The 19,369-nt window shown below is 73.1% G+C and carries 16 protein-coding genes, 1 tRNA gene and 1 pseudogene; 16 read left to right on the forward strand and 2 right to left on the reverse strand.

Annotated elements, in window-relative coordinates:
- Positions 1-39: 39 nt before the first annotated feature.
- From ACF1DX_RS14805 to ACF1DX_RS14835, 7 genes are all read left to right on the forward strand, one after another.
- The gene (locus ACF1DX_RS14805; protein ID WP_391791545.1) at positions 40-1,569 is read left to right on the forward strand and encodes a methyltransferase; all 1,530 of its coding nucleotides are present in this window, start codon (positions 40-42) and stop codon (positions 1,567-1,569) included.
- Between the two features lie 328 nt (positions 1,570-1,897).
- Complete coding sequence (locus ACF1DX_RS14810; protein ID WP_391791546.1) at positions 1,898-2,095, forward strand: hypothetical protein; 198 nt, start codon at positions 1,898-1,900, stop codon at positions 2,093-2,095.
- Between the two features lie 246 nt (positions 2,096-2,341).
- A complete protein-coding gene (topA, locus tag ACF1DX_RS14815) occupies positions 2,342-5,194 on the forward strand; it encodes a type I DNA topoisomerase (RefSeq protein ID WP_391791547.1) in 2,853 nt (950 codons plus the stop codon).
- A 151-nt stretch (positions 5,195-5,345) separates the two neighbouring features.
- Positions 5,346-8,510 (forward strand): dTMP kinase, encoded by a 3,165-nt coding sequence (tmk, locus tag ACF1DX_RS14820; RefSeq protein WP_391791548.1) that lies wholly within the window; start codon positions 5,346-5,348, stop codon positions 8,508-8,510.
- Between the two features lie 88 nt (positions 8,511-8,598).
- On the forward strand, positions 8,599-9,804 hold the full coding sequence (locus tag ACF1DX_RS14825) for a DNA polymerase III subunit delta' (protein ID WP_391791549.1): 1,206 nt from the start codon (positions 8,599-8,601) through the stop codon (positions 9,802-9,804).
- Positions 9,805-9,900: 96 nt separating this feature from the next.
- Complete coding sequence (locus ACF1DX_RS14830; protein WP_391791550.1) at positions 9,901-11,490, forward strand: alpha/beta hydrolase; 1,590 nt, start codon at positions 9,901-9,903, stop codon at positions 11,488-11,490.
- 118 nt (positions 11,491-11,608) lie between these two features.
- Positions 11,609-11,682, forward strand: a tRNA-Thr gene (locus ACF1DX_RS14835).
- Positions 11,683-11,793: 111 nt separating this feature from the next.
- Here the strand turns inward: ACF1DX_RS14835 and ACF1DX_RS14840 are convergent.
- Together ACF1DX_RS14840 and ACF1DX_RS14845 are read right to left on the reverse strand one after the other, a co-directional pair.
- On the reverse strand, positions 11,794-11,943 hold the full coding sequence (locus tag ACF1DX_RS14840) for a hypothetical protein (RefSeq protein ID WP_391791677.1): 150 nt from the start codon (positions 11,941-11,943) through the stop codon (positions 11,794-11,796).
- A 100-nt stretch (positions 11,944-12,043) separates the two neighbouring features.
- Positions 12,044-12,646 (reverse strand): class I SAM-dependent methyltransferase, encoded by a 603-nt coding sequence (locus ACF1DX_RS14845; RefSeq protein WP_391791551.1) that lies wholly within the window; start codon positions 12,644-12,646, stop codon positions 12,044-12,046.
- Between the two features lie 248 nt (positions 12,647-12,894).
- Between ACF1DX_RS14845 and ACF1DX_RS14850 the strand changes: the two genes are divergently transcribed.
- From ACF1DX_RS14850 to ACF1DX_RS14890, 9 genes and pseudogenes are all read left to right on the forward strand, one after another.
- Entirely contained in the window at positions 12,895-13,152 is a 258-nt protein-coding gene (locus ACF1DX_RS14850) for an acyl carrier protein (RefSeq protein ID WP_391791552.1), read from the forward strand.
- Between the two features lie 28 nt (positions 13,153-13,180).
- The gene (locus tag ACF1DX_RS14855; protein WP_391791553.1) at positions 13,181-14,449 is read left to right on the forward strand and encodes a beta-ketoacyl-[acyl-carrier-protein] synthase family protein; all 1,269 of its coding nucleotides are present in this window, start codon (positions 13,181-13,183) and stop codon (positions 14,447-14,449) included.
- A gap of 26 nt (positions 14,450-14,475) precedes the next feature.
- Positions 14,476-15,774 (forward strand): ketosynthase chain-length factor, encoded by a 1,299-nt coding sequence (locus ACF1DX_RS14860; protein WP_391791669.1) that lies wholly within the window; start codon positions 14,476-14,478, stop codon positions 15,772-15,774.
- Positions 15,771-16,094 (forward strand): acyl carrier protein, encoded by a 324-nt coding sequence (locus tag ACF1DX_RS14865; RefSeq protein WP_391791554.1) that lies wholly within the window; start codon positions 15,771-15,773, stop codon positions 16,092-16,094. Before ACF1DX_RS14860 ends, ACF1DX_RS14865 begins: the two co-directional genes overlap by 4 nt.
- The gene (locus tag ACF1DX_RS14870; RefSeq protein WP_391791555.1) at positions 16,091-16,885 is read left to right on the forward strand and encodes an SDR family NAD(P)-dependent oxidoreductase; all 795 of its coding nucleotides are present in this window, start codon (positions 16,091-16,093) and stop codon (positions 16,883-16,885) included. The genes ACF1DX_RS14865 and ACF1DX_RS14870 overlap by 4 nt, the downstream gene beginning before the upstream one ends.
- Before the next feature lie 17 nt (positions 16,886-16,902).
- Positions 16,903-17,907, forward strand: a complete 1,005-nt coding sequence (locus ACF1DX_RS14875) for an SRPBCC family protein (protein WP_391791556.1) — start codon at positions 16,903-16,905, stop codon at positions 17,905-17,907.
- Positions 17,904-18,848 (forward strand): MBL fold metallo-hydrolase, encoded by a 945-nt coding sequence (locus ACF1DX_RS14880; RefSeq protein ID WP_391791557.1) that lies wholly within the window; start codon positions 17,904-17,906, stop codon positions 18,846-18,848. The genes ACF1DX_RS14875 and ACF1DX_RS14880 overlap by 4 nt, the downstream gene beginning before the upstream one ends.
- Complete coding sequence (locus ACF1DX_RS14885; RefSeq protein WP_391791558.1) at positions 18,845-19,228, forward strand: hypothetical protein; 384 nt, start codon at positions 18,845-18,847, stop codon at positions 19,226-19,228. Before ACF1DX_RS14880 ends, ACF1DX_RS14885 begins: the two co-directional genes overlap by 4 nt.
- Positions 19,225-19,281: pseudogene (locus tag ACF1DX_RS14890) on the forward strand (hypothetical protein); the annotation flags it as partial. The gene ACF1DX_RS14885 and the pseudogene ACF1DX_RS14890, both read left to right, overlap by 4 nt.
- Between the last annotated feature and the right edge of the window lie 88 nt (positions 19,282-19,369).

The following is a 19,369-nucleotide window of genomic DNA, read 5'->3' on the forward strand; positions in this document are numbered from 1 at the left end:
GCAGCCGCGGGGACGCGCCGGGCGGGGGCGGCGGCCACAATGGAGGGCGTGAGTGACGCCAGCCTGCCGCCCCTGCCCTCGTCCGACCGCCCCGAAGCCGCCGCCCGGCTGCGGGACGCGCTGCTCGGAGCCTCCTTCACCGCCGACGGACTGCTCGAACTGCTCGGTGCTCCCGCCTACGCGGCGCTGGCCCGCAGCGAGACCGTGCCCGCCCTGAGGGCCACCCGCGGGGACACGCCGCTGGAAATGCTCGTACGGCTGTTCCTGCTGCAGCAGCCCGTGCCGCACGTGCGCGTGGCCGGCGTCCTGCCCGTGGACGTCTGCCTGGAGAGCGGATGGCTGACGCGCGCCGGCGCGGACGAGCTCGCCGCGACCGTGGACGTACGGCCGTACGGCGGGCCGGGCGGCGAGGACTGGTTCATCGTGTCCGACCTCGGGTGCGCGGTCGGCGGTGCCGGGGGCATCGGCAGCCGCGACGAGGGGGTCGTGCTCGGCGTCGGCGGGGCGTCCACCACCCTGGCCGGCATCACCGTCCGTACGCCCGTGACCTCCGCGCTCGACCTCGGCACCGGCTCCGGAATCCAGGCGCTGCACGCCGCCCGGCACGCCACGCGCGTGACGGCCACCGACGTCAACCCGCGTGCCCTGCACATCACCGCGCTCACCCTGGCCCTCTCCGGGGTCCCGGCCGCCGACCTGCGCGAGGGGTCGCTGTTCGCGCCGGTCCGGGACGGTGAGACGTACGACCTGATCGTGTCCAACCCGCCGTTCGTGATCTCGCCGGGCGCCCGGCTCACCTACCGCGACGGCGGGATGGGCGGGGACGATCTGTGCCGCACGATCGTTCAGGAGGCGGGGGAACGGCTGAACGAGGGCGGGTTCGCGCAGTTCCTCGCCAACTGGCAGCACGTCGAGGGGGAGGACTGGCAGGACAGACTCAGGTCATGGGTGCCCCGCGGGTGCGACGCCTGGATCGTGCAGCGCGAGGTGCAGGACATCACCCAGTACGCCGAGCTGTGGTTGCGGGACGCGGGCGACCACCGCGGTGCCGAGGCCGATTACCGGGCGCGGTACGACGCGTGGCTGGACGAGTTCGAGGCGCGCAAGGTGAAGGCGGTCGGCTTCGGCTGGATCACCTTGCGCAAGGCGGACTCCGCCGCGCGGTCGATCACGGTGGAGGAGTGGCCGCACCCGGTCGAGCAGCCGCTCGGCGAGACGGTCCGGGCGCACTTCGACCGGATCGACTACCTGCGGACGCGCGACGACGCGGCGCTCCTCGAGGCACGCTTCGCGCTGGCCGCCGAGGTGGTGCAGGAACAGGTCGGGCTGCCCGGTGCGGAGGACCCGGAGCACGTCGTGCTGCGGCAGAACCGCGGGATGCGCCGGGCCACCAAGGTGGACACGATCGGCGCGGGCTTCGCGGGGGTCTGCGACGGCACCATGAGCGCGGGCCGGATCCTGGACGCCATCGCCCAGCTCCTCGGTGAGGACCCCGTGCTGCTGCGCGACCGCACGCCGGCCCAGATCCGGCTGCTGGTGGAGCAGGGGTTCCTGGAGCCCGCCGGCTGACACGAGCGGCGGCGGGTCCGCGGGCGGGCTGTCTCATGCGGCACCTCGGTGGGCCCGCGGGCGGGCTGTCCCACGCGGCACCTCGGCGGCTCGCCCCATGAGTCACGTCACTGTCTTCCGCCGCGTCCTTCACGCCGGCCGCGGCGGCCGCCCGGCTCTTTCCCATCGATCCGGAATTTCCGTGAAAGGGCTCCCGGGCCGGTTTTCGGACACGTGGTCAGGACCGTAGCCCTCCCGTTCACCTCCGATTCGTCTGCCCGCCGCCCGGGCGTGGCAGCGTCACACCGGGGCCGGTACCAGCGGACGGGAAAGAGGGCATCGGGCGACCATGGAGAGCGGACCGGCGATCTTCGCGGGGATGGTGTTCTGCCTGTTCGGAGGCGGATTGCTGGCCTGGACCGTGACCCGCGCGCGGCAGCACCGCCCCGTCGCCCAGGGTGTGAGCCCCGTCGCATCGGCCACCGTCGCGGGACTGTTCGCGATGATCTTCCTGGTCCTCGGCGCATGGTGTCTGACCCGCCTCTGAGAAGCGCGAAACCCTGACGGCTCCCAGTAACCGGTAGATCGCACTCCGGATAAGCGCGGGCGGAGACTGGACACTCCGGGCGGCAGGAACGGTGGTAGTCGGGTTACCGTTCGAGTGGCCGTTGCGGGCTTTTCCTGTTTGACACGGGGGCGGGATGTACCGTCACACTCCGCAGCGTCACCATGACCCGACCCCGGGGGAGACCGCCTGGGGAGCCCCAAGCGCCGACCGGAGAGAAGAGCGAAGTTGTCCCCGACCAGCGAGACCGCGAAGGGCGGCCGCCGACTCGTCATCGTCGAGTCGCCTGCCAAGGCGAAGACGATCAAGGGCTACCTCGGCCCCGGCTACATCGTCGAGGCGAGCGTCGGGCACATTCGCGATCTTCCCAACGGTGCCGCCGAGGTGCCGGAGAAGTACACCGGCGAGGTGCGCCGCCTCGGTGTGGACGTCGACCACGACTTCCAGCCGATCTATGTGGTCAACGCGGACAAGCGGGCCCAGGTCAAGAAGCTCAAGGACCTGCTGAAGGAGTCCGACGAGCTCTTCCTCGCCACCGATGAGGACCGCGAGGGCGAGGCCATCGCCTGGCACCTCCAGGAAGTGCTCAAGCCGAAGATCCCGGTCAAGCGGATGGTCTTCCACGAGATCACCAAGGACGCGATCCGCGCGGCCGTGGCCAACCCGCGCCAGCTCAACCAGAAGCTGGTCGACGCCCAGGAGACCCGCCGCATCCTCGACCGCCTCTACGGCTACGAGGTCTCGCCGGTCCTGTGGAAGAAGGTCATGCCCCGGCTGTCCGCCGGCCGTGTCCAGTCCGTCGCCACGCGGCTCGTGGTGGAGCGGGAACGCGAGCGCATGGCGTTCCGTTCCGCCGAGTACTGGGACCTGACGGGCACCTTCTCCCCCACCTCCGACTTCGCTCCGGCGGGGGGACCCCCATCCGGCCGCGCCGGGGACGCGAGCGACCCGTCGTCCCTTGTCGCCCGCCTGCAGACCGTCGACGGGCGGCGGGTCGCGCAGGGCCGCGACTTCGACTCCCTGGGACGGCTGAAGAGCGCCAACACCCTCCACCTCGACGAGGCGAACGCCCGCGCGCTCGCCGCCGCCCTGGAGAACACGCGGTTCGCCGTGCGTTCCGTCGAGTCCAAGCCGTACCGCCGCTCGCCGTACGCCCCGTTCCGTACGACGACGCTGCAGCAGGAGGCCTCGAGGAAGCTCGGCTTCGGTGCCAAGGCGACCATGCAGGTCGCCCAGAAGCTGTACGAGAACGGCTACATCACCTACATGCGTACGGACTCGACGACGCTGAGCGAGACGGCGGTCGCCGCCGCCCGCGCCCAGGTCACGCAGCTGTACGGCGCCGACTACCTGCCCCCGCAGCCGCGCACCTACGCGGGCAAGGTCAAGAACGCGCAGGAGGCGCACGAGGCGATCCGCCCCTCGGGCGACCGTTTCCGCACGCCTGCCGAGACCGGGCTGACCGGCGACCAGTTCAAGCTCTACGAGTTGATCTGGAAGCGGACCGTCGCCTCGCAGATGAAGGACGCCACCGGCAACTCCGTCACCGTGAGGATCGGCGGCACGGCGGCCGACGGCCGGGACGTCGAGTTCAGCGCGTCCGGCAAGACGATCACCTTCCACGGCTTCCTGAAGGCGTACGTGGAAGGCGCCGACGACCCGAACGCCGAGCTCGACGACCGCGAGCGCCGGCTGCCGCAGGTCTCCGAGGGTGACGCCCTCACCGCCGAGGAGGTCACGGTCGACGGGCACGCCACCAAGCCCCCGGCCCGCTACACCGAGGCGTCGCTGGTCAAGGAGCTGGAGGAGCGGGAGATCGGCCGCCCGTCGACGTACGCGTCGATCATCGGCACGATCCTCGACCGCGGCTACGTGTTCAAGAAGGGCACGGCCCTGGTGCCGTCCTTCCTCTCCTTCGCCGTGGTCAACCTGCTGGAGAAGCACTTCGGGCGGCTCGTCGACTACGACTTCACCGCCCGGATGGAGGACGACCTCGACCGCATCGCGCGGGGCGAGGCGCGGGCGGTGCCGTGGCTGAAGCGGTTCTACTTCGGCGAGGGCGCGAGCAACGGTGACGCGGCCGACGCCGGCAACGGCGACGGGGACCACCTCGGCGGCCTCAAGGAGCTCGTGACCGACCTGGGCGCGATCGACGCGCGCGAGGTGTCGTCGTTCCCGGTGGGCAACGACATCGTGCTGCGGGTCGGGCGCTACGGCCCGTACATCGAGCGCGGCGAGAAGGACACCGAGCAGCACCAGCGCGCCGACATCCCGGACGATCTGGCGCCGGACGAGCTGACCCTCGACCTGGCCGAGAAGCTGCTCGCCGAGCCGAGCGGCGACCGCGTCCTGGGCGCCGACCCGGACACCGGTCACGACATCGTCGCCAAGAAGGGCCGCTACGGCCCGTACGTCACGGAGATCCTCCCCGAGGGCACCCCGAAGACCGGCAAGAACGCGGTCAAGCCGCGTACGGCCTCCCTCTTCAAGTCGATGTCCCTGGACACGGTGACGCTGGACGACGCGCTCAAGCTGATGTCGCTGCCGCGCGTGGTCGGCGCGGACGCCGAGGGCCAGGAGATCACCGCGCAGAACGGCCGCTACGGGCCGTACCTGAAGAAGGGCACCGACTCGCGGTCGCTGCAGTCCGAGGAGCAGCTCTTCACGATCACGCTGGAGGAGGCGCTGGCGATCTACGCCCAGCCCAAGCAGCGTGGCCGGGCCGCGGCCAAGCCGCCGCTGAAGGAGCTGGGCACCGACCCGGTCAGCGAGAAGCCGGTCGTGGTGAAGGACGGCCGCTTCGGGCCGTACGTCACCGACGGGGAGACCAACGCGACGCTGCGCTCCGGCGACAGCGTCGAGGAGATCACCCCGGAACGTGGTTTCGAGCTGCTCGCCGAGAAGCGGGCGAAGGGCCCCGCCAAGAAGACGGCGAAGAAGGCCACCGCCAAGAAGGCACCGGCCAAGAAGGCGCCGGCGAAGAAGACGGCGGTGGCCAAGAAGACCGCGGCGAAGAAGACCACGACCGCGAAGAAGACCGTCGCCAAGAAGGCCACCGCCTCGAACGGGGCGGAGGACTGAGCCCGCACGCGCGGGACCCCCGGTGAAAGGTCCGTGACGATCTTCGCCGGGGGTTCGGAATGCGAACGCCCCGACAACACTTCGGTGTCGGGGTGTGTGCATGTCAGGCGCGTCGCGCCGAGCTGTCGGCGCGGGCCGATAGGCTGAACGCATGACGCGAGCCGAGCAGCCAACGGCCCCACAGCCGGCCCCCGACGACGCCCTCGTCGCGGACTCCCGCGAGCGTGCCGTCCGCGCCCTGCTGCGCCGACCCCAGCTGAAACGGTTGTGGAGCGCGCAGCTCGTGGGCGGGGTCGGTGACGTCCTCGCCCTCCTGGTACTGGTTCTCCTGGTCCTGCAGGCGGTGGTCGCCGAGGGGTCCTTCGGCGGGGGCTACCGGGGCGTGGCGTTCGCAGTGGCGATCGTTTTCGGGGTACGCATCCTGGCGACGCTGCTGTTCGGCGCCGTACTCCTCGGCCCGCTCACCTCGCTCACCTCGCAGGACGGACCGCTGGACCGCCGCTGGACCATGGTCGGCGCGGACGGCCTGCGGGCCGCGCTGCTCATCGTGGCGCCGCTGTGGATCGACTGGACGCCCGAGGACGCGCCGGCCGTGCTCCTCGTCACCGCCTTCGTGACCGGAGTCGCCGAGCGGTTCTGGACGGTGTGCCGGGAGAGCGCCGCGCCCGCCCTGCTGCCCGCCCCGCCCCCGGAGGGCGCGACCGTGCGCCCGCTGCCCGACCACATGGACGCGCTGCGCCGGCTGTCGCTGCGCACGGGCTTCGTGGCGATACCGCTCGCGGCCGTCACGCTCGTCGTCGCGGCCCTGCTCAACAACCTGCTCGGCACCGGGATCGACTGGTTCGGCGAACACCGGGCGGCCCTCGCCTCGTACGTCGCGGCCGGGCTGTTCGCCGCGTCGCTGTCCGTCCTGACCTTCCTGGAACTGCCCGGCACCCGCACCCCGCGCGCGCGGTCACCGCTGGAAGGGCTGCGCCGCCCGAGGAGCGCCGCCGGCTCCGACAAGGGCCGCACCGGCGCGATGCCGCTGCTGGTGCTCGCGTCCGCGTCCGTCGCCGCCGCGGTGTCGGCCGCCGTCGCCGTGTCGGTGCTGCACGCCAAGGACCTGGGCGGCGGCCCCGTGCTGTACGGCCTGCTGGTGGCCGCGCTGACCGGCGGTGTCGTCGTCGGCATCCGTACGGCGCCCGCCCTGCTGCCGGCCCTGTCCCGGCGCCGGCTGCTCGCGCTCGCCCTCGCCTTCACGGGCGTCGCCCTGCTGGCCGCCGGACTCGTACCGGACGTCACCAGCGTGGTGCTGATCATGGCGCTGGCCGGTGTCGGCGCGGGACTCGCCGCCAACACCGGGCACACCCTGCTCGACCAGGAGGCCGAGGACCAGCGGCGGGCCCGTATCACCGAGCACCTGCACGCGGTGGTCCGGGTCTTCGTGGCGCTCGGCGCGGTGATCGCCCCGCTGGTCGCCGCGGCCATCGGACCGCACCGGCTGGAGAACGGCCGGTTCGTCTTCGCGCACGGCGGTGCCGCCTTCACGCTGATGCTGGTCGGCGCGCTGCTGCTGCCGGTGGCCGCGCTGGTGCTGGCCAAGGTCGACGACCGCTCCGGCGTGCCGCTGCGGCAGGACCTGCGCGACGCGCTGCTCGGCGGCGCCGACCCGGACCAGACGCCCGCCGCCTCCGGCTTCTTCATCGCCCTGGAGGGCGGCGACGGCGCAGGGAAGTCCACCCAGGCCGAGGCCCTCGCCGAGTGGATCAGGGCCAAGGGCCACGAGGTCGTGCTCACCCGGGAACCCGGCGCGACCCCGGTCGGCAAGCGGCTGCGCTCCATCCTGCTGGACGTCTCCAGCGCCGGACTCTCGCACCGCGCGGAGGCACTGCTGTACGCCGCGGACCGCGCGGAGCACATCGACACCGTCGTACGGCCCGCCCTGGAGCGCGGCGCCGTCGTCATCACCGACCGGTACATCGACTCCTCCGTCGCCTACCAGGGCGCCGGGCGCGATCTGTCGCCGACCGAGATCGCCCGCATCAACCGCTGGGCGACCGACGGGCTGGTGCCGAACCTGACGGTGCTGCTGGACGTGGCCCCGGAGACCGCGCGGGAACGCTTCACCGAGGCGCCGGACCGGCTGGAGTCGGAGCCCGCCGAGTTCCACGCGCGCGTGCGGGCCGGTTTCCTCACCCTGGCCGCGGCCGACCCCGGCCGCTACCTGGTGGTCGACGCCGGCCAGGAACCGGAGGCGGTCACCACGGTGATCCGGCACCGGCTCGACCAGGTGCTGCCGCTGTCCGAGGCCGAGATCCAGGCCCGCGAGGAAGCACGACGCAAGGCCGAGGAGGAGGCCCGCCGCAAGGCGGAGGAGGAGGCGGCCCGCAAGGCCGAGGAGGAGCGCCTGGAGCGCGAGCGTCAGGAGCAGCTCGCCCGGTTGCGCGCCGAGGAGGAGGAGCGCAAGCGGCGCGAACTGGAGGAGGCCCAGCGGCGCGAGGCGGAACGGCAGGCGGAGGAGGCCCGGCAGCGGGCCGAGGAAGCGCGCCGGCGCGCGGAGGAGGAGCGGCTGCGGCTGCTCGCCGAGGAGAAGGCGCGCGCCGAGGAGGAGGCCCGTCGCAAGGCCGAGGAGGAACGCCGCCGCAAGCAGGCCGAGGAGGAGGCGCGGCTGCGCGCCGAGGCCGAGGCGCTGCGCCTGGAGAAGCAGCGCAAGGCCGAGGAGGCCCTGCTGCGCGCGGAGCAGGCCCGGCGGCTGGCCGAGCAGGCGGCGGCCGCGGCGGAGGCGGGACCGAAGACGACGACCGCCCCCGGTGCCGCTGCCGCGCGTGGGCGAACGGCCGACGAGGCGGCGACCGTGCCGACGCCGGTGGTGACGCCGACGAACGCGTCGGGCGGACCGGTCGACGAGACCGCCGTGCTGCCCCGGGTGCCGGAGGAGGACGCCGGGCAGCGGTCCGGCGGCCGGTCCGGGGTGTCCGACGCCGAGGTGACGACCGAGCTGCCGATGCCGCCGGTTCCACCGGGCGCGGCGGACGAGACGGCGGTGCTGCCCCCGGTGCGGGGAGACGAGCAGGGCCCCGCGGACCGGAGGGTGCCGCCCGGCTACTTCCGGGACGAGCGTCCGGCGAGCGCACCCGAGGGCACCGACGTCCCCGACGACCGCACGCGCGAGCTGCCCCGGATCGACCCCGAGGGCTCGCCCCGCCGCCGGCAGCGTCCGGACTGGGCCGAGGAGACCCCGCTGGACGACCTGCCGACGCTGGCCGACGAGCTGCTGGGCCCCCGCGACGGCGAGGACGGTGACGAGGACGACCGCCGGGGGCGCCGGCGCTGACCGCCGGGTCCGCGGGTGCGGGCGTTGTCAGTGCCCACCCGCACAATGGATCCGGTAAGGCAGACGTGACGGAAGGGCGGGCTGACCCATGACCGTGTGGGACGACCTCGTCGGGCAGGAGCGGGTGAGCGAGCGGCTCGACGGCGCCGCCCGCGACGCCGACGCGCTCGTCACCGCCGCGGCGGCCGGCGCACCCCCGCCGGAGGCGTCGAGGATGACGCACGCCTGGCTGTTCACGGGCCCGCCCGGCGCGGGAGTGACACAGACGGCGCGGGCTTTCGCCGCGGCGCTGCAGTGCGTGAGCCCCGACCGGGCACTGGGCGGCGCGCCCGGCTGTGGCTTCTGCGACGGATGTCACACGGCGCTCATCGGCACCCACGCGGATGTCACGACGGTCGCCGCCGTAGGAGCTGTGATCCGCGTCATGGACATGCGCGACACCGTCCGCAAGTCGTACACGGCTCCGGCGAACGGCCGCTGGCAGGTGATCCTCGTCGAGGACGCCGAGCGGCTGAACGAGAACTCCGCCAACGCCGTCCTCAAGGCCGTCGAGGAGCCCGCCTCGCGCACGGTCTGGCTGCTGTGCGCCCCGTCCGTCGAGGACGTCCTGCCCACGATCCGCTCCCGCTGCCGCCACCTGAACCTGCGCACGCCGTCGGTGGAGGCCGTCGCCGACATGCTCGTACGACGCGAAGGCATCGAACCGGACGTCGCCGCCGCCGTGGCCCGCGCCACCCAGGGCGACGTCGACCGTGCCCGCCGCCTGGCCACCGACCCGACCGCCCGCGCACGCCGTGCCTCTGTGCTGAAGCTGCCCCTGCGGGTCGAGGACATCGGTGGCGCGCTCAAGGCGGCCCAGGAGCTGGTCGACGTGGCGGCCGAGGACGCCAAGCAGCTCGCCGAGGAGGTGGAGGCCAAGGAGACCGAGGAACTGAAGGCGGCGTTGGGCGCGCCCCAGGGCGGCCGCCTGCCACGCGGCACGGCAGGCGTGATCAAGGAACTCGAGGACGATCAGAAACGCCGCAGACGGCGCACGCAGCGCAACACCCTCGACATCGCGCTGAGCGACCTGACCGGCTTCTACCGCGACGTCCTCGCCCTCCAGCTCGGCTCCCGCGTCGCCATCGCCAACGGCGACACCGAGGACGTACTGGAGCGGATGGCCCGCAGCAGCTCCCCGGAGTCCACGCTCCGCCGCATCGAGGCGATCGCGGCGTGCGGCAAGGCCCTGGACCGCAACGTGGCCCCGCTGCTCGCGGTGGAGGCGATGACGATGGCCCTCAGAGCGGGCTGACCGAGGGGTCCGCCCAGTGGCTCGACGCGGTCACTCGTACGAGGCACGGCGTGCGCACTGAGCACCCATTCCGTTGCACACAGTTACGCTCGCACTATGCACACAAGGCGCACCCACCGCAGGACCCGTACCGGAGCCGGAGTCGCTCTGCTCGCCGCCGCCGCACTGCTGGTCTCGGGCTGCTCCTCGGGGAACAGTCCGAGCACGGCCAGCGCGGCGGCGGAGGAGGAGGCGGCTCTCGCCCCCCTGCCCCGCTCCACACCCGCCGCCCTCGCGCCGTACTACGGGCAGAAACCCGCCTGGCGCGACTGCGGAGTCCCCGGTTTCCAGTGCGCCACGCTGAAGGTCCCGCTCGACTACGCCGAACCGGCGGCCGGTGACGTGCGCCTCGCCCTCACCCGCAAGAAGGCCACCGGCCCGGGAAAGCGGCTGGGCTCCCTGCTGGTGAACCCCGGCGGTCCGGGCGGCTCGGCGATCGGCTACGTCCAGGCGTACGCCGGGATCGGCTACCCGGCCGGCGTGCGCGCCCGCTACGACATGGTGGCCGTCGACCCGCGGGGCGTCGCCCGCAGCGAACCCGTCGAGTGCCTGGACGGGGCCGGGATGGACGCGTACACGCGGACGGACATCACCCCGGACGACGCGAAGGAGACCGGCGCGCTGGTCGCGTCGTACAAGAAGTTCGCCGAGGGCTGCGGGGCGGACGCGCCCAAGCTGCTGCGCCATGTGTCCACCGTCGAGGCGGCCCGGGACATGGACATCGTCCGGGCCGCGCTGGGCGACGAGAAGCTGAACTACGTCGGCGCCTCGTACGGCACCTTCCTCGGCGCGACCTACGCCGGCCTGTTCCCGGACCGGGCGGGCCGGCTCGTCCTGGACGGCGCGATGGACCCCTCGCTGTCCGCGCGCCGGCTCAACCTGGAACAGACGGAGGGCTTCGACACGGCGTTCACCGCCTTCGCCGAGGACTGCGTGCGGCAGGACGACTGCCCGCTCGGCGGCCGGGGCACCACTCCCGGACAGGCCGGCAAGAACCTCAAGGCGTTCTTCGCGAAGCTCGACGCCCGTCCGATCCCCACCGGTGACGCCGACGGCCGCAGGCTCACCGAGTCGCTCGCGACGATCGGCGTGATCGCCGCGATGTACGACGAGGGCGCCTGGCAGCAGCTGCGCGAGGCGTTGACGGCCGCGATGAGGGAGAACGACGGCGCCGGACTCCTCCTCCTCTCCGACAGCTACTACGAGCGTGACGCGCACGGCGACTACAGCAATCTGATGTTCGCCAACGCGGCCGTGAACTGCCTCGACCTCCCGCCCGCCTTCGACTCCCCGGGCGAGGTGCGCAAGGCGCTCCCCGCCTTCGAGAAGGCCTCCCCGGTGTTCGGCGAGGGCCTCGCCTGGGCCTCCCTGAACTGCGCGTACTGGCCGGTGCGGGCCACGGGTGAGGCGCGGCGCATCGAGGCGAGGGGCGCGGCCCCGATCGTCGTCGTCGGCACCACCCGTGACCCGGCCACCCCGTACCGCTGGGCCGAGGCCCTGGCCGGCCAGCTCTCCTCGGCCCGCCTCCTCACCTACGAGGGCGACGGCCACACCGCCTACGGCCGGGGCAGCGCCTGCGTCGACTCCGCGATCAACACCTACCTGCTCGACGGCACCCCGCCGAAGGACGGAAAGCGCTGCTCATAGCCGGTACGACCGCCCCCGGAGGCGTACGCTCCGGCCCGCCTCCGGGGCCGGTACGAAGCACCCTCGGAAACTGTGTAGACTTACCGACGTTGCTGATCGCACCATAGGTGCGCAGCGCGCCGCCTTAGCTCAGATGGCCAGAGCAACGCACTCGTAATGCGTAGGTCTCGGGTTCGAATCCCGAAGGCGGCTCTCCGAAGAAGACCCAGCTCCATACCCTTGAGCTGGGTCTTTTTCGTTCAGTGGATGCGGCGACGGCGCGGGGAGCGTGCCGCGCGGGTGTCGGCGGTCCCAGTTCTGGTCTCAGGTGGGCATGTCGACGCCCAACTCGTTCAGGATCGTGCCGGCGGTGTGGCGGCTCCCGTCGTACAGGCGGCGGTCGTCGATCCCGGCTTCCTTGAGCAGCTCCTTGAATTCCTCGTAGTCGGTGGGTGAGGCCGGGCCCGGCCTCACCCACCGACGACTGCCTCACCATGGCTGAGGCAGTGTGCCGCCTGCGGATCACGCTTGCGGCACACGATCGAAGGGTCCGCCTGACCGGCGGGGCCGGGTCTCAGCCGGCGGCCCGGCGGGCGAGGATTCCGACCGCGGCACGGCCCATGGTGCGGCCCCGCACGTCGAGCGTGACGTTCTCGAAGCCGGCCTTCACCAGCTCGTCGTGCAGCTGTTCCGGCGTGGTGTTCATGGTGTGCCGGTGGTGCACGATCACCAGGCGGCCACCGGGGCGCAGTACGCGTTGCAGCTCCGTGTAGGCCGCGGGGCGGTCCCACAGGGTCACGTTGTTGACGGAGAGCGCGGCCGACACGGACGCGTCGGGCAGGCCAGTGGCCTCGGCGGTGCCCTCCCGGAGCGAGGCATGGCCGACGGCGAGGTGCAGGGCGCAGCGCTGCCGGGCCATGGAGCGCATCGTGGCCGACGGTTCCACCCCGATCGCCCGGCCGCCCGGCGCGACCGCCTCGGCGGCCAGCGCGAGCCCGATGCCGGGCCCCGGGCCCACTTCGAGGACCTGGTCCCCGGGCTTGAGGTCGGCCTGTTCGACCGCCCACGCCTCCTGTTCGGCGTTTCCGCGCTGCATGATCGCGCCGCCGATGAGCCCCGGAATTCCGCTGGGGCGTCCGAAGATCGGCCCGAGGACCGTCAGTAGGAGCGAGTTCATTCGGTCGGCATTCCCGTCTCTGTGAGTGACGTCCCCGTCACCTGCCTGGTGCTCGGGCCCGTCCTGGGTCGGCAAAGGCCCTGCTGCGAGGGCCGGGAACAGAGCGTCGGAGGCGGGACTAGAGGATCACTGGAGAACTCTGTGTGACGAGGGAGCCGTCGCCTCGTCCGGCGTGGCGTCCAGTGAGGCTCGACCGTTCGTCTAGCACCCCCGCCGACCTTGGCGGCCCGTCGAACGGAAGGGGAGTCATGAGCGGGTTCACCCTCACCGAGTTCCGGAAGGTCGTGGAGGCGTGCCTGGAGGGGGCTGATGCCGCCGCCCTCGACGAGTCCACCGTGGACACCGACTTCGGCGACCTGGGATACGACTCCCTGGTCGTCTACGAGATCGCCATGCGGGTGCAGGACGAGTACCGGGTCACCATCCCGGACGAGGCCTTCGACGACCTGCGCACGCCGGCCGCGTTCATCGCCTACGTGGACGCCGGGATCCCGGCGGACCGATGACGGCCCTGCCCTGCGAGGAGCTGTTCCAGTGAGCCGAACCGTCGCCATCACCGGAATCGGCGTGATGGCCCCCAGCGGAGTGGGCCGCAAGGCGTTCTGGGATCTGCTGATCTCCGGGCGCACCGCGACCCGCACCATCACCAGCTTCGACCCCTCCCGATTTCGCTCCCGGATGGCGGCGGAGGTCGACTTCACCGCCGAGCAGAGCACCCTCACCCCCCGCGAGCTGCGGCGCCTGGACCGGGCCGCGCAGCTCGCGGTGCTGAGCACCCGGGAGTGCCTGGAGGACAGCGGGCTCGAACTCGACACCCTCGACCCGGAGCGGATCGGCGTCAGCGTCGGCACCGCGGTCGGCGGGACGACCAGCCTGGAGCGCGAGTACCTGGTGCTCAGCGACAGCGGCCGGCTGTGGGAGGTCGACGGGAGCTATCTGTCGCCTCATCTGTACGACGCCTTCGTGCCCAGTTCCTTCGCCGCCGAGATCGCCACGATGACCGGGGCGGAGGGTCCCGCGGCCGTCGTCTCGACGGGCTGCACCTCCGGCATCGACGCCGTGGGCCATGCGCGCGACCTCATCGTCGAGGGCACCGTCGACGTGATGATCGCCGGGGGCACGGACGCGCCGATCTCCCCGGTCGCGGTGGCCTGCTTCGACGCGATCAAGGCCACGTCACCGCGGAACGACGACCCGGAGCACGCCTCCCGCCCCTTCGACCGCACCCGTGACGGCTTCGTGATCGCCGAGGGCGCCGCCATGCTCGTACTGGAGGAGCTGGAGCACGCGCGGGCCAGGGGCGCCCATGTGTACGCCGTCATCGACGGGCACGCCTCGCGGTGCAACGCCTTCCACATGACCGGGCTGAAGCCCGACGGGCGGGAGATGGCCGACGCGATCACCAGCGCGCTGAACGAGGCGCGGCTCGCGCCGGAGGCCGTCGACTACGTCAACGCGCACGGGTCCGGCACCAAGCAGAACGACCGGCACGAGACGGCGGCCTTCAAGCTGGCGCTCGGTGAGCACGCGTACCGGACGCCGGTGAGCTCCATCAAGTCGATGGTGGGGCACTCGCTCGGCGCCATCGGCTCCATCGAGATCGCCGCCTGCGCCCTGGCGATCGAGTTCGGAGCCGTGCCGCCCACGGCCAACCTGCACGAGGCCGACCCCGAGTGCGACCTGGACTACGTACCCCTGGAGGCGCGTCCGCGCGACCTCGGCACCGTCCTGACGGTCGGGAGCGGCTTCGGCGGGTTCCAGAGTGCCCTGGTGCTGTCGCGCGAGCGGGGGGTGAGGGTGTGACCGCGACCTCTGCGACCGGGGCCCCCGTGGCCGGACTCTCCGCCGGCACCGCACCTCCGGTCGTCACCGGCATCGGTGTCGTCGCGCCGAACGGGCTCGGTGTCCAGGAGTGGTGGGAGGCGACCCTGCGGGGCGAGTCCGGCATCCGGCTCGTCCCGGGGTACGACGCCGCCCGCTATCCCTCGCCGCTGGCCGGCGTGGTCACCGGCTTCGACGCGGCGGCGATGCTGCCGGGGCGGCTGCTGCCGCAGACGGACCGGGTCACGCGGCTCGCGCTCGTCGCCGCGCAGTGGGCGATCGAGGACTCGGGGGCCGATCCGGCGGCGCTGCCCGAGTACACGACCGGGGTGGCGACCTCGAACGCGACCGGCGGTTTCGAGTTCACCCACCGCGAGGTCCGCAAGCTGTGGACCGAGGGGCCCGGCCGGGTCAGCGTCTACGAGTCGTTCGCCTGGTTCTACGCCGTGAACACCGGCCAGATATCCATCCGGCACGGTCTGCGCGGCCCCGGCAGCGTGATCGTCGCCGACCAGGCGGGCGGCCTCGACACCTTCGGCCAGGCCCGGCGAATGCTGGGCAAGGGCGCCGTCCTGGTGGTGTCGGGTGGTGTCGAATCCGCCCTCGATCCCTGGGGGCTGCTCTCGCACCACTCCGGTGGACGGCTCTCGGGAGTGCGCGATCCGGCCCGGGCGTATCTGCCGTTCGACGAGGCAGCCGCCGGACATGTGCCCGGGGAGGGCGGTGCGCTGCTCGTCGTGGAAAGCGCGAGCGCCGCCGCCGAGCGCGGCGCCCGGCAGGTGTACGGACAGCTGGCCGGGCACGCCTCGACCTTCGATCCGCCGCCGGGCTCCGGCCGGCCGCCGGGGCTGGCCCGCGCCGCGCGGCTCGCGCTCGCCCAGGCGGGGGTGACCCCGGCGGACGTCGACGTGGTCTTCGCCGACGCCGCGGCGCGGCCGGCGCTCGACGACGCCGAGGCCACCGCCCTGGCCGAACTGTTCGGCCCGTACGGTGTGCCCGTCACCGCGCCCAAGACCCTCACCGGACGGCTGACCGCGGGGGGTCCGCCACTGGACGTCGTCGCCGCGCTGCTCACCCTGAGGCACGGACTGATCCCCCCGACCGCTCATGTGGAGCGACCCGTTCCACGGCATCGGCTCGACCTCGTACGCGGCGAGCCCCGCCCCGCCCGGGTGCGTACGGCACTCGTCCTGGCCCGTGGCCACGGGGGCTTCAACTCGGCTCTGGTCGTCACCGCCCCGCCCGGTACGTCCGCCGCGACGGACGCGGACCGTGGCCCACGAACAGAACAGGAAGGAATCGCGTGAACGACATCGTCCTGCCGGAGCACTCCGGCCCCGAACTGCGGCTCGACGCTCCTCAATTGCAGCTCGCCGATCTACGGACCGTCCTCGTCGAATGCGCCGGCGACCTGGACGACATGGAGCTCGGCGAAGCGGCGCTCGACCGGCTCTTCACCGACCTCGGCTACGACTCGCTCGCGATCCTGGAGACCGCCGCGGCGGTCGGGCAGCGCTACGGCGTCGAGCTGCGCGACGAGGACGTGGCCGAGGCCGTGACACCGCGGGCGTTTCTGCTGCTGGTCAACCGGACCCTGGCGACCGCGGCCCAGGGGGCGCCGTCATGACCGGGACACAGGCCGCCGGGCCGGGCCCCGCCCTGGTGACCGGCGCGACCCGGGGCATCGGCCGCTCCGTGGCGCTGACCCTCGCCCGTCGCGGGCACCCGGTGTTCCTCTGCGCGCGCGACGCGGACGCCGTCGCCGCCGAGGTCAAGTACCTCACCGACCTCGGGCACACAGCCGCGGGCACCGCCTGCGACGTCACCGACGCGGCGCAGGTGCGCGCCTGGGTCGGGGCCGCCGTGGACCGCTTCGGGCCGGTGCGGGTCCTGGTCAACAATGCGGGCCGCAGCGGTGGCGGGCCGACGGCGCAGTTGTCCGAGGAGCTGTGGGACGACGTGATCGCCACCAATCTGAGGAGCGTCTTCCTGGTCACCCGCGAGGTGCTGACCACGGGCGGCATGACCGGCCTGGACAGCGGACGCGTCATCAGCATCGCGTCGACCGGCGGCAAGCAGGGGGTGGTCCTCGGCGCCCCGTACTCCGCCTCGAAGCACGGCGTGGTCGGGTTCACCAAGGCCCTCGGGCTCGAACTGGCCAAGACCGGCATCACCGTGAACGCCGTCTGCCCCGGCTATGTGGAGACGGAGATGGCGGCGGAGGTGCGCAAGGGCTACGCCGGTCTGTGGGAGACCGACGAGCGGACGGTCCTGGAACGGTTCCAGGCGAAGATCCCGATCGGCCGGTACACGGAGCCCGAGGAGGTGGCCGCGTTCGTCGGCTTCCTCGTGGGTGACGAGGCGGCCGCCATCACCGCGCAGGCGCTCAACATCTGCGGCGGGCTCGGAAACTACTGACACGGGAGGGGTCGGCCGTGCCGATCGAATCGACCACCGCGACGACTGCCGAGACGACGGCCGCGACGACGGCTGTTGAGCACAGTGCCCGGTACGCCGGGCCGGCCCGGCGCGGCTACGGGCTGATCGCCGACGTGACCCGCTGGCCGGTCCTCTTTCCGCCGTGTCTGGCGGCCGAGGTGCTGGAGAGCGACCGGGACTCGGAGCGGATCCGGCTGTGGGCCGTCGCCGGTTCCGACATCCGCACCTGGACGTCCCTGCGCAAGCTGGACGAGGAGCGGCTGCGGATCGACTTCCGGCAGGAGGCGCCGGGACCGCCGCTGGAGTGGATGAGCGGGCACTGGCGGTTCGAGGAGCGCGACGGGCGCACGGAGCTGGTCCTCGGGCACGAGTGGACCCTGGAGGCCGGGGCGGAGCACGCGCGGGTGACGGTCGCCGAGGCGCTCGGCCGCAACAGCGAGGCCGAGGTCGCGGCCGTGGCCCGCTGGGCGGGGCGCGCCGAAGGGCCGGAGGAGCTCCTGTTCACCGTCCGCGACGAGTACGTCGCACCCGGACCGCCGGCCGCGGTGTACGACTTCCTGTACCGGGCCGACCTGTGGCCGGAGCGTGTCGCGCATGTCGCCGAGCTCGACCTCCAGGAGGACGAGACGGCCCTGGTCGGCGGCGCCCGGGTGCAGACGCTCGACATGCGCACCCGCGGCGCCGACGGCTCCGTGCACGGCACCCAGTCGGTGCGTCTGTGCTTCCCCGGCGAGCGGCTCGTCTACAAGCAGACGACCGTGCCGCGCGGGCTGCTGGGGCACAGCGGTGCCTGGCTGCTGACGGGGACGGAGTCGGGGGACGCCACCCGCGTGGTCAGCGTCCATCAGGCCGCCCTCGACCCGGACGCGCTGGACACGGTCTTCGGCGTCGGCACCACGCTCGCCGGGGCCCGGGAACGGGCGGCGGCGCTGCTGGCCGGCAACAGCCGCCGGACGTTGGAGAGCTGCGGTGCGCATCTCCTGGCGGAGGCGCGGCGGTGAGCGCGTCCCGTACGGCGGCCGGGGAGGCGTACGCGCCCGCCGTTCTGGAGGAGATCGCGGACGGGGTCCACGCGTATGTGCAGGAGAGCGGCGGCTGGTGCGTCAACAACGCGGGCGTGCTGCTCGACGGGGGCCGGGCGCCGGTCGTCGTGGACACCGTCGCCACCGAGGCGCGGGCCCGCCGGTTCGGCGAAGCGGTCCGCCGGCTCGGCGGGGCGACGCCCCGCGTGCTGGTCAATACGCACTTCCACGGCGATCACACCTTCGGCAACGCGCTGGTCGGCGGCCCCGACACGGTGATCGTGGCGCACGAACGGGCCCGCCAGGAGATGGCCGCGGCCGGCCTCGGGCTCACCGGGCTGTGGCCGGGGGTGGACTGGGGCACGATCGAGCTCAGGCTGCCGGACACGACGTACGACCACCGCATGGAACTGCACCTGGGCAGGCGTACGGTCCAGCTGCTGCACCCCGGACCGGCGCACACCACCGGGGACACCCTGGTCTGGCTCCCCGCCGACCGGGTGCTGTTCGCGGGGGACGTCGTCCTGCCGGGCTGTACGCCGTTCCTCCTCATGGGGTCGCTGCGCGGCTCCCTGCGGGCCCTCGCCGAACTGCGCGCGTTGGCACCGCGTGTCGTGGTCGGCGGGCACGGGCCGATCGCCGGGCCCGAGGCGATCGACGAGACGGAGCGGTATCTGCGCTGGCTGCAGCGGACGGCCGAGGAGACGCGGGCGGCGGGCCTCGCACCGCTGGAGGCGGCACGCCAACTCGGTGCCCACCCCTTCCAGGACTGGACGGACCCCGAACGCCTGGTGGGCAACCTGCACCGCGCCTACGCGGAGGCGGACGGCGGCCCGGACGGCGAACCCCTGGACGTGGTGCGGATCTTCGGCGAGATGGTCGAGTTCAACGGCGGCCGGCTGCCCGTGTGCCACGCGTGACGGCTGGGCCGCTGGTGCTGGGCAGGCTGCTTCCGGGCTGGGCCCGTGCGGTGGAGACGTACGTCGACGCGCCGGTCACGGCGTTGCACGACGAGGAGCGTGAGCCGCTCGCCCCGGCGGCGGTGGAGCGGCGGCGACGTGAGTTCGCCACCGGGCGGGTGTGTGCCCGGCAGGCCCTCGCCGCCCTCGGGGTGCCGCCGTCCGGTCCGCTGCCGCGCGGGTCGGCGGGCGCGCCGAGCCGGCCCGGCGGTGTGCGGGGCGGCATCACGCACTGCCCCGGCCACCGTGCCGCGGCGGTCGCCTCACCGCCGGCGCCCAGGCGCTCGGGATCGACGCGGAGCCGCCCGGACCGCTGTCGCCCGCCGCGACGGCGGCCCTGACCACGGCCGCGGAACGAGCGGCGTTCCCGCCGCCGCACGCCCGTGTCCCCAGGAGGACAGTGCTGTTCAGCGCGAAGGAAGCGGCGTACAAGGCGTGGACCCCGGCCGCCCGGACCGGGTCTCTCCCTCGCCCTGCGGGAC

This window comes from Streptomyces sp. NPDC014676 (genome assembly GCF_043084105.1).
Lineage (GTDB): Bacteria > Actinomycetota > Actinomycetes > Streptomycetales > Streptomycetaceae > Streptomyces.

Bases quoted from the DNA above. Each gene is read 5' to 3' on its own strand.
- ACF1DX_RS14870 (WP_391791555.1), top strand. From the start codon at position 16,091: ATGACCGGGACACAGGCCGCCGGGCCGGGCCCCGCCCTGGTGACCGGC.
- ACF1DX_RS14805 (WP_391791545.1), top strand. From the start codon at position 40: ATGGAGGGCGTGAGTGACGCCAGCCTGCCGCCCCTGCCCTCGTCCGAC.
- ACF1DX_RS14830 (WP_391791550.1), top strand. From the start codon at position 9,901: ATGCACACAAGGCGCACCCACCGCAGGACCCGTACCGGAGCCGGAGTC.
- ACF1DX_RS14825 (WP_391791549.1), top strand. From the start codon at position 8,599: ATGACCGTGTGGGACGACCTCGTCGGGCAGGAGCGGGTGAGCGAGCGG.
- ACF1DX_RS14810 (WP_391791546.1), top strand. From the start codon at position 1,898: ATGGAGAGCGGACCGGCGATCTTCGCGGGGATGGTGTTCTGCCTGTTC.
- ACF1DX_RS14850 (WP_391791552.1), top strand. From the start codon at position 12,895: ATGAGCGGGTTCACCCTCACCGAGTTCCGGAAGGTCGTGGAGGCGTGC.
- tmk (WP_391791548.1), top strand. From the start codon at position 5,346: ATGACGCGAGCCGAGCAGCCAACGGCCCCACAGCCGGCCCCCGACGAC.
- ACF1DX_RS14845 (WP_391791551.1), bottom strand. From the start codon at position 12,646: ATGAACTCGCTCCTACTGACGGTCCTCGGGCCGATCTTCGGACGCCCC.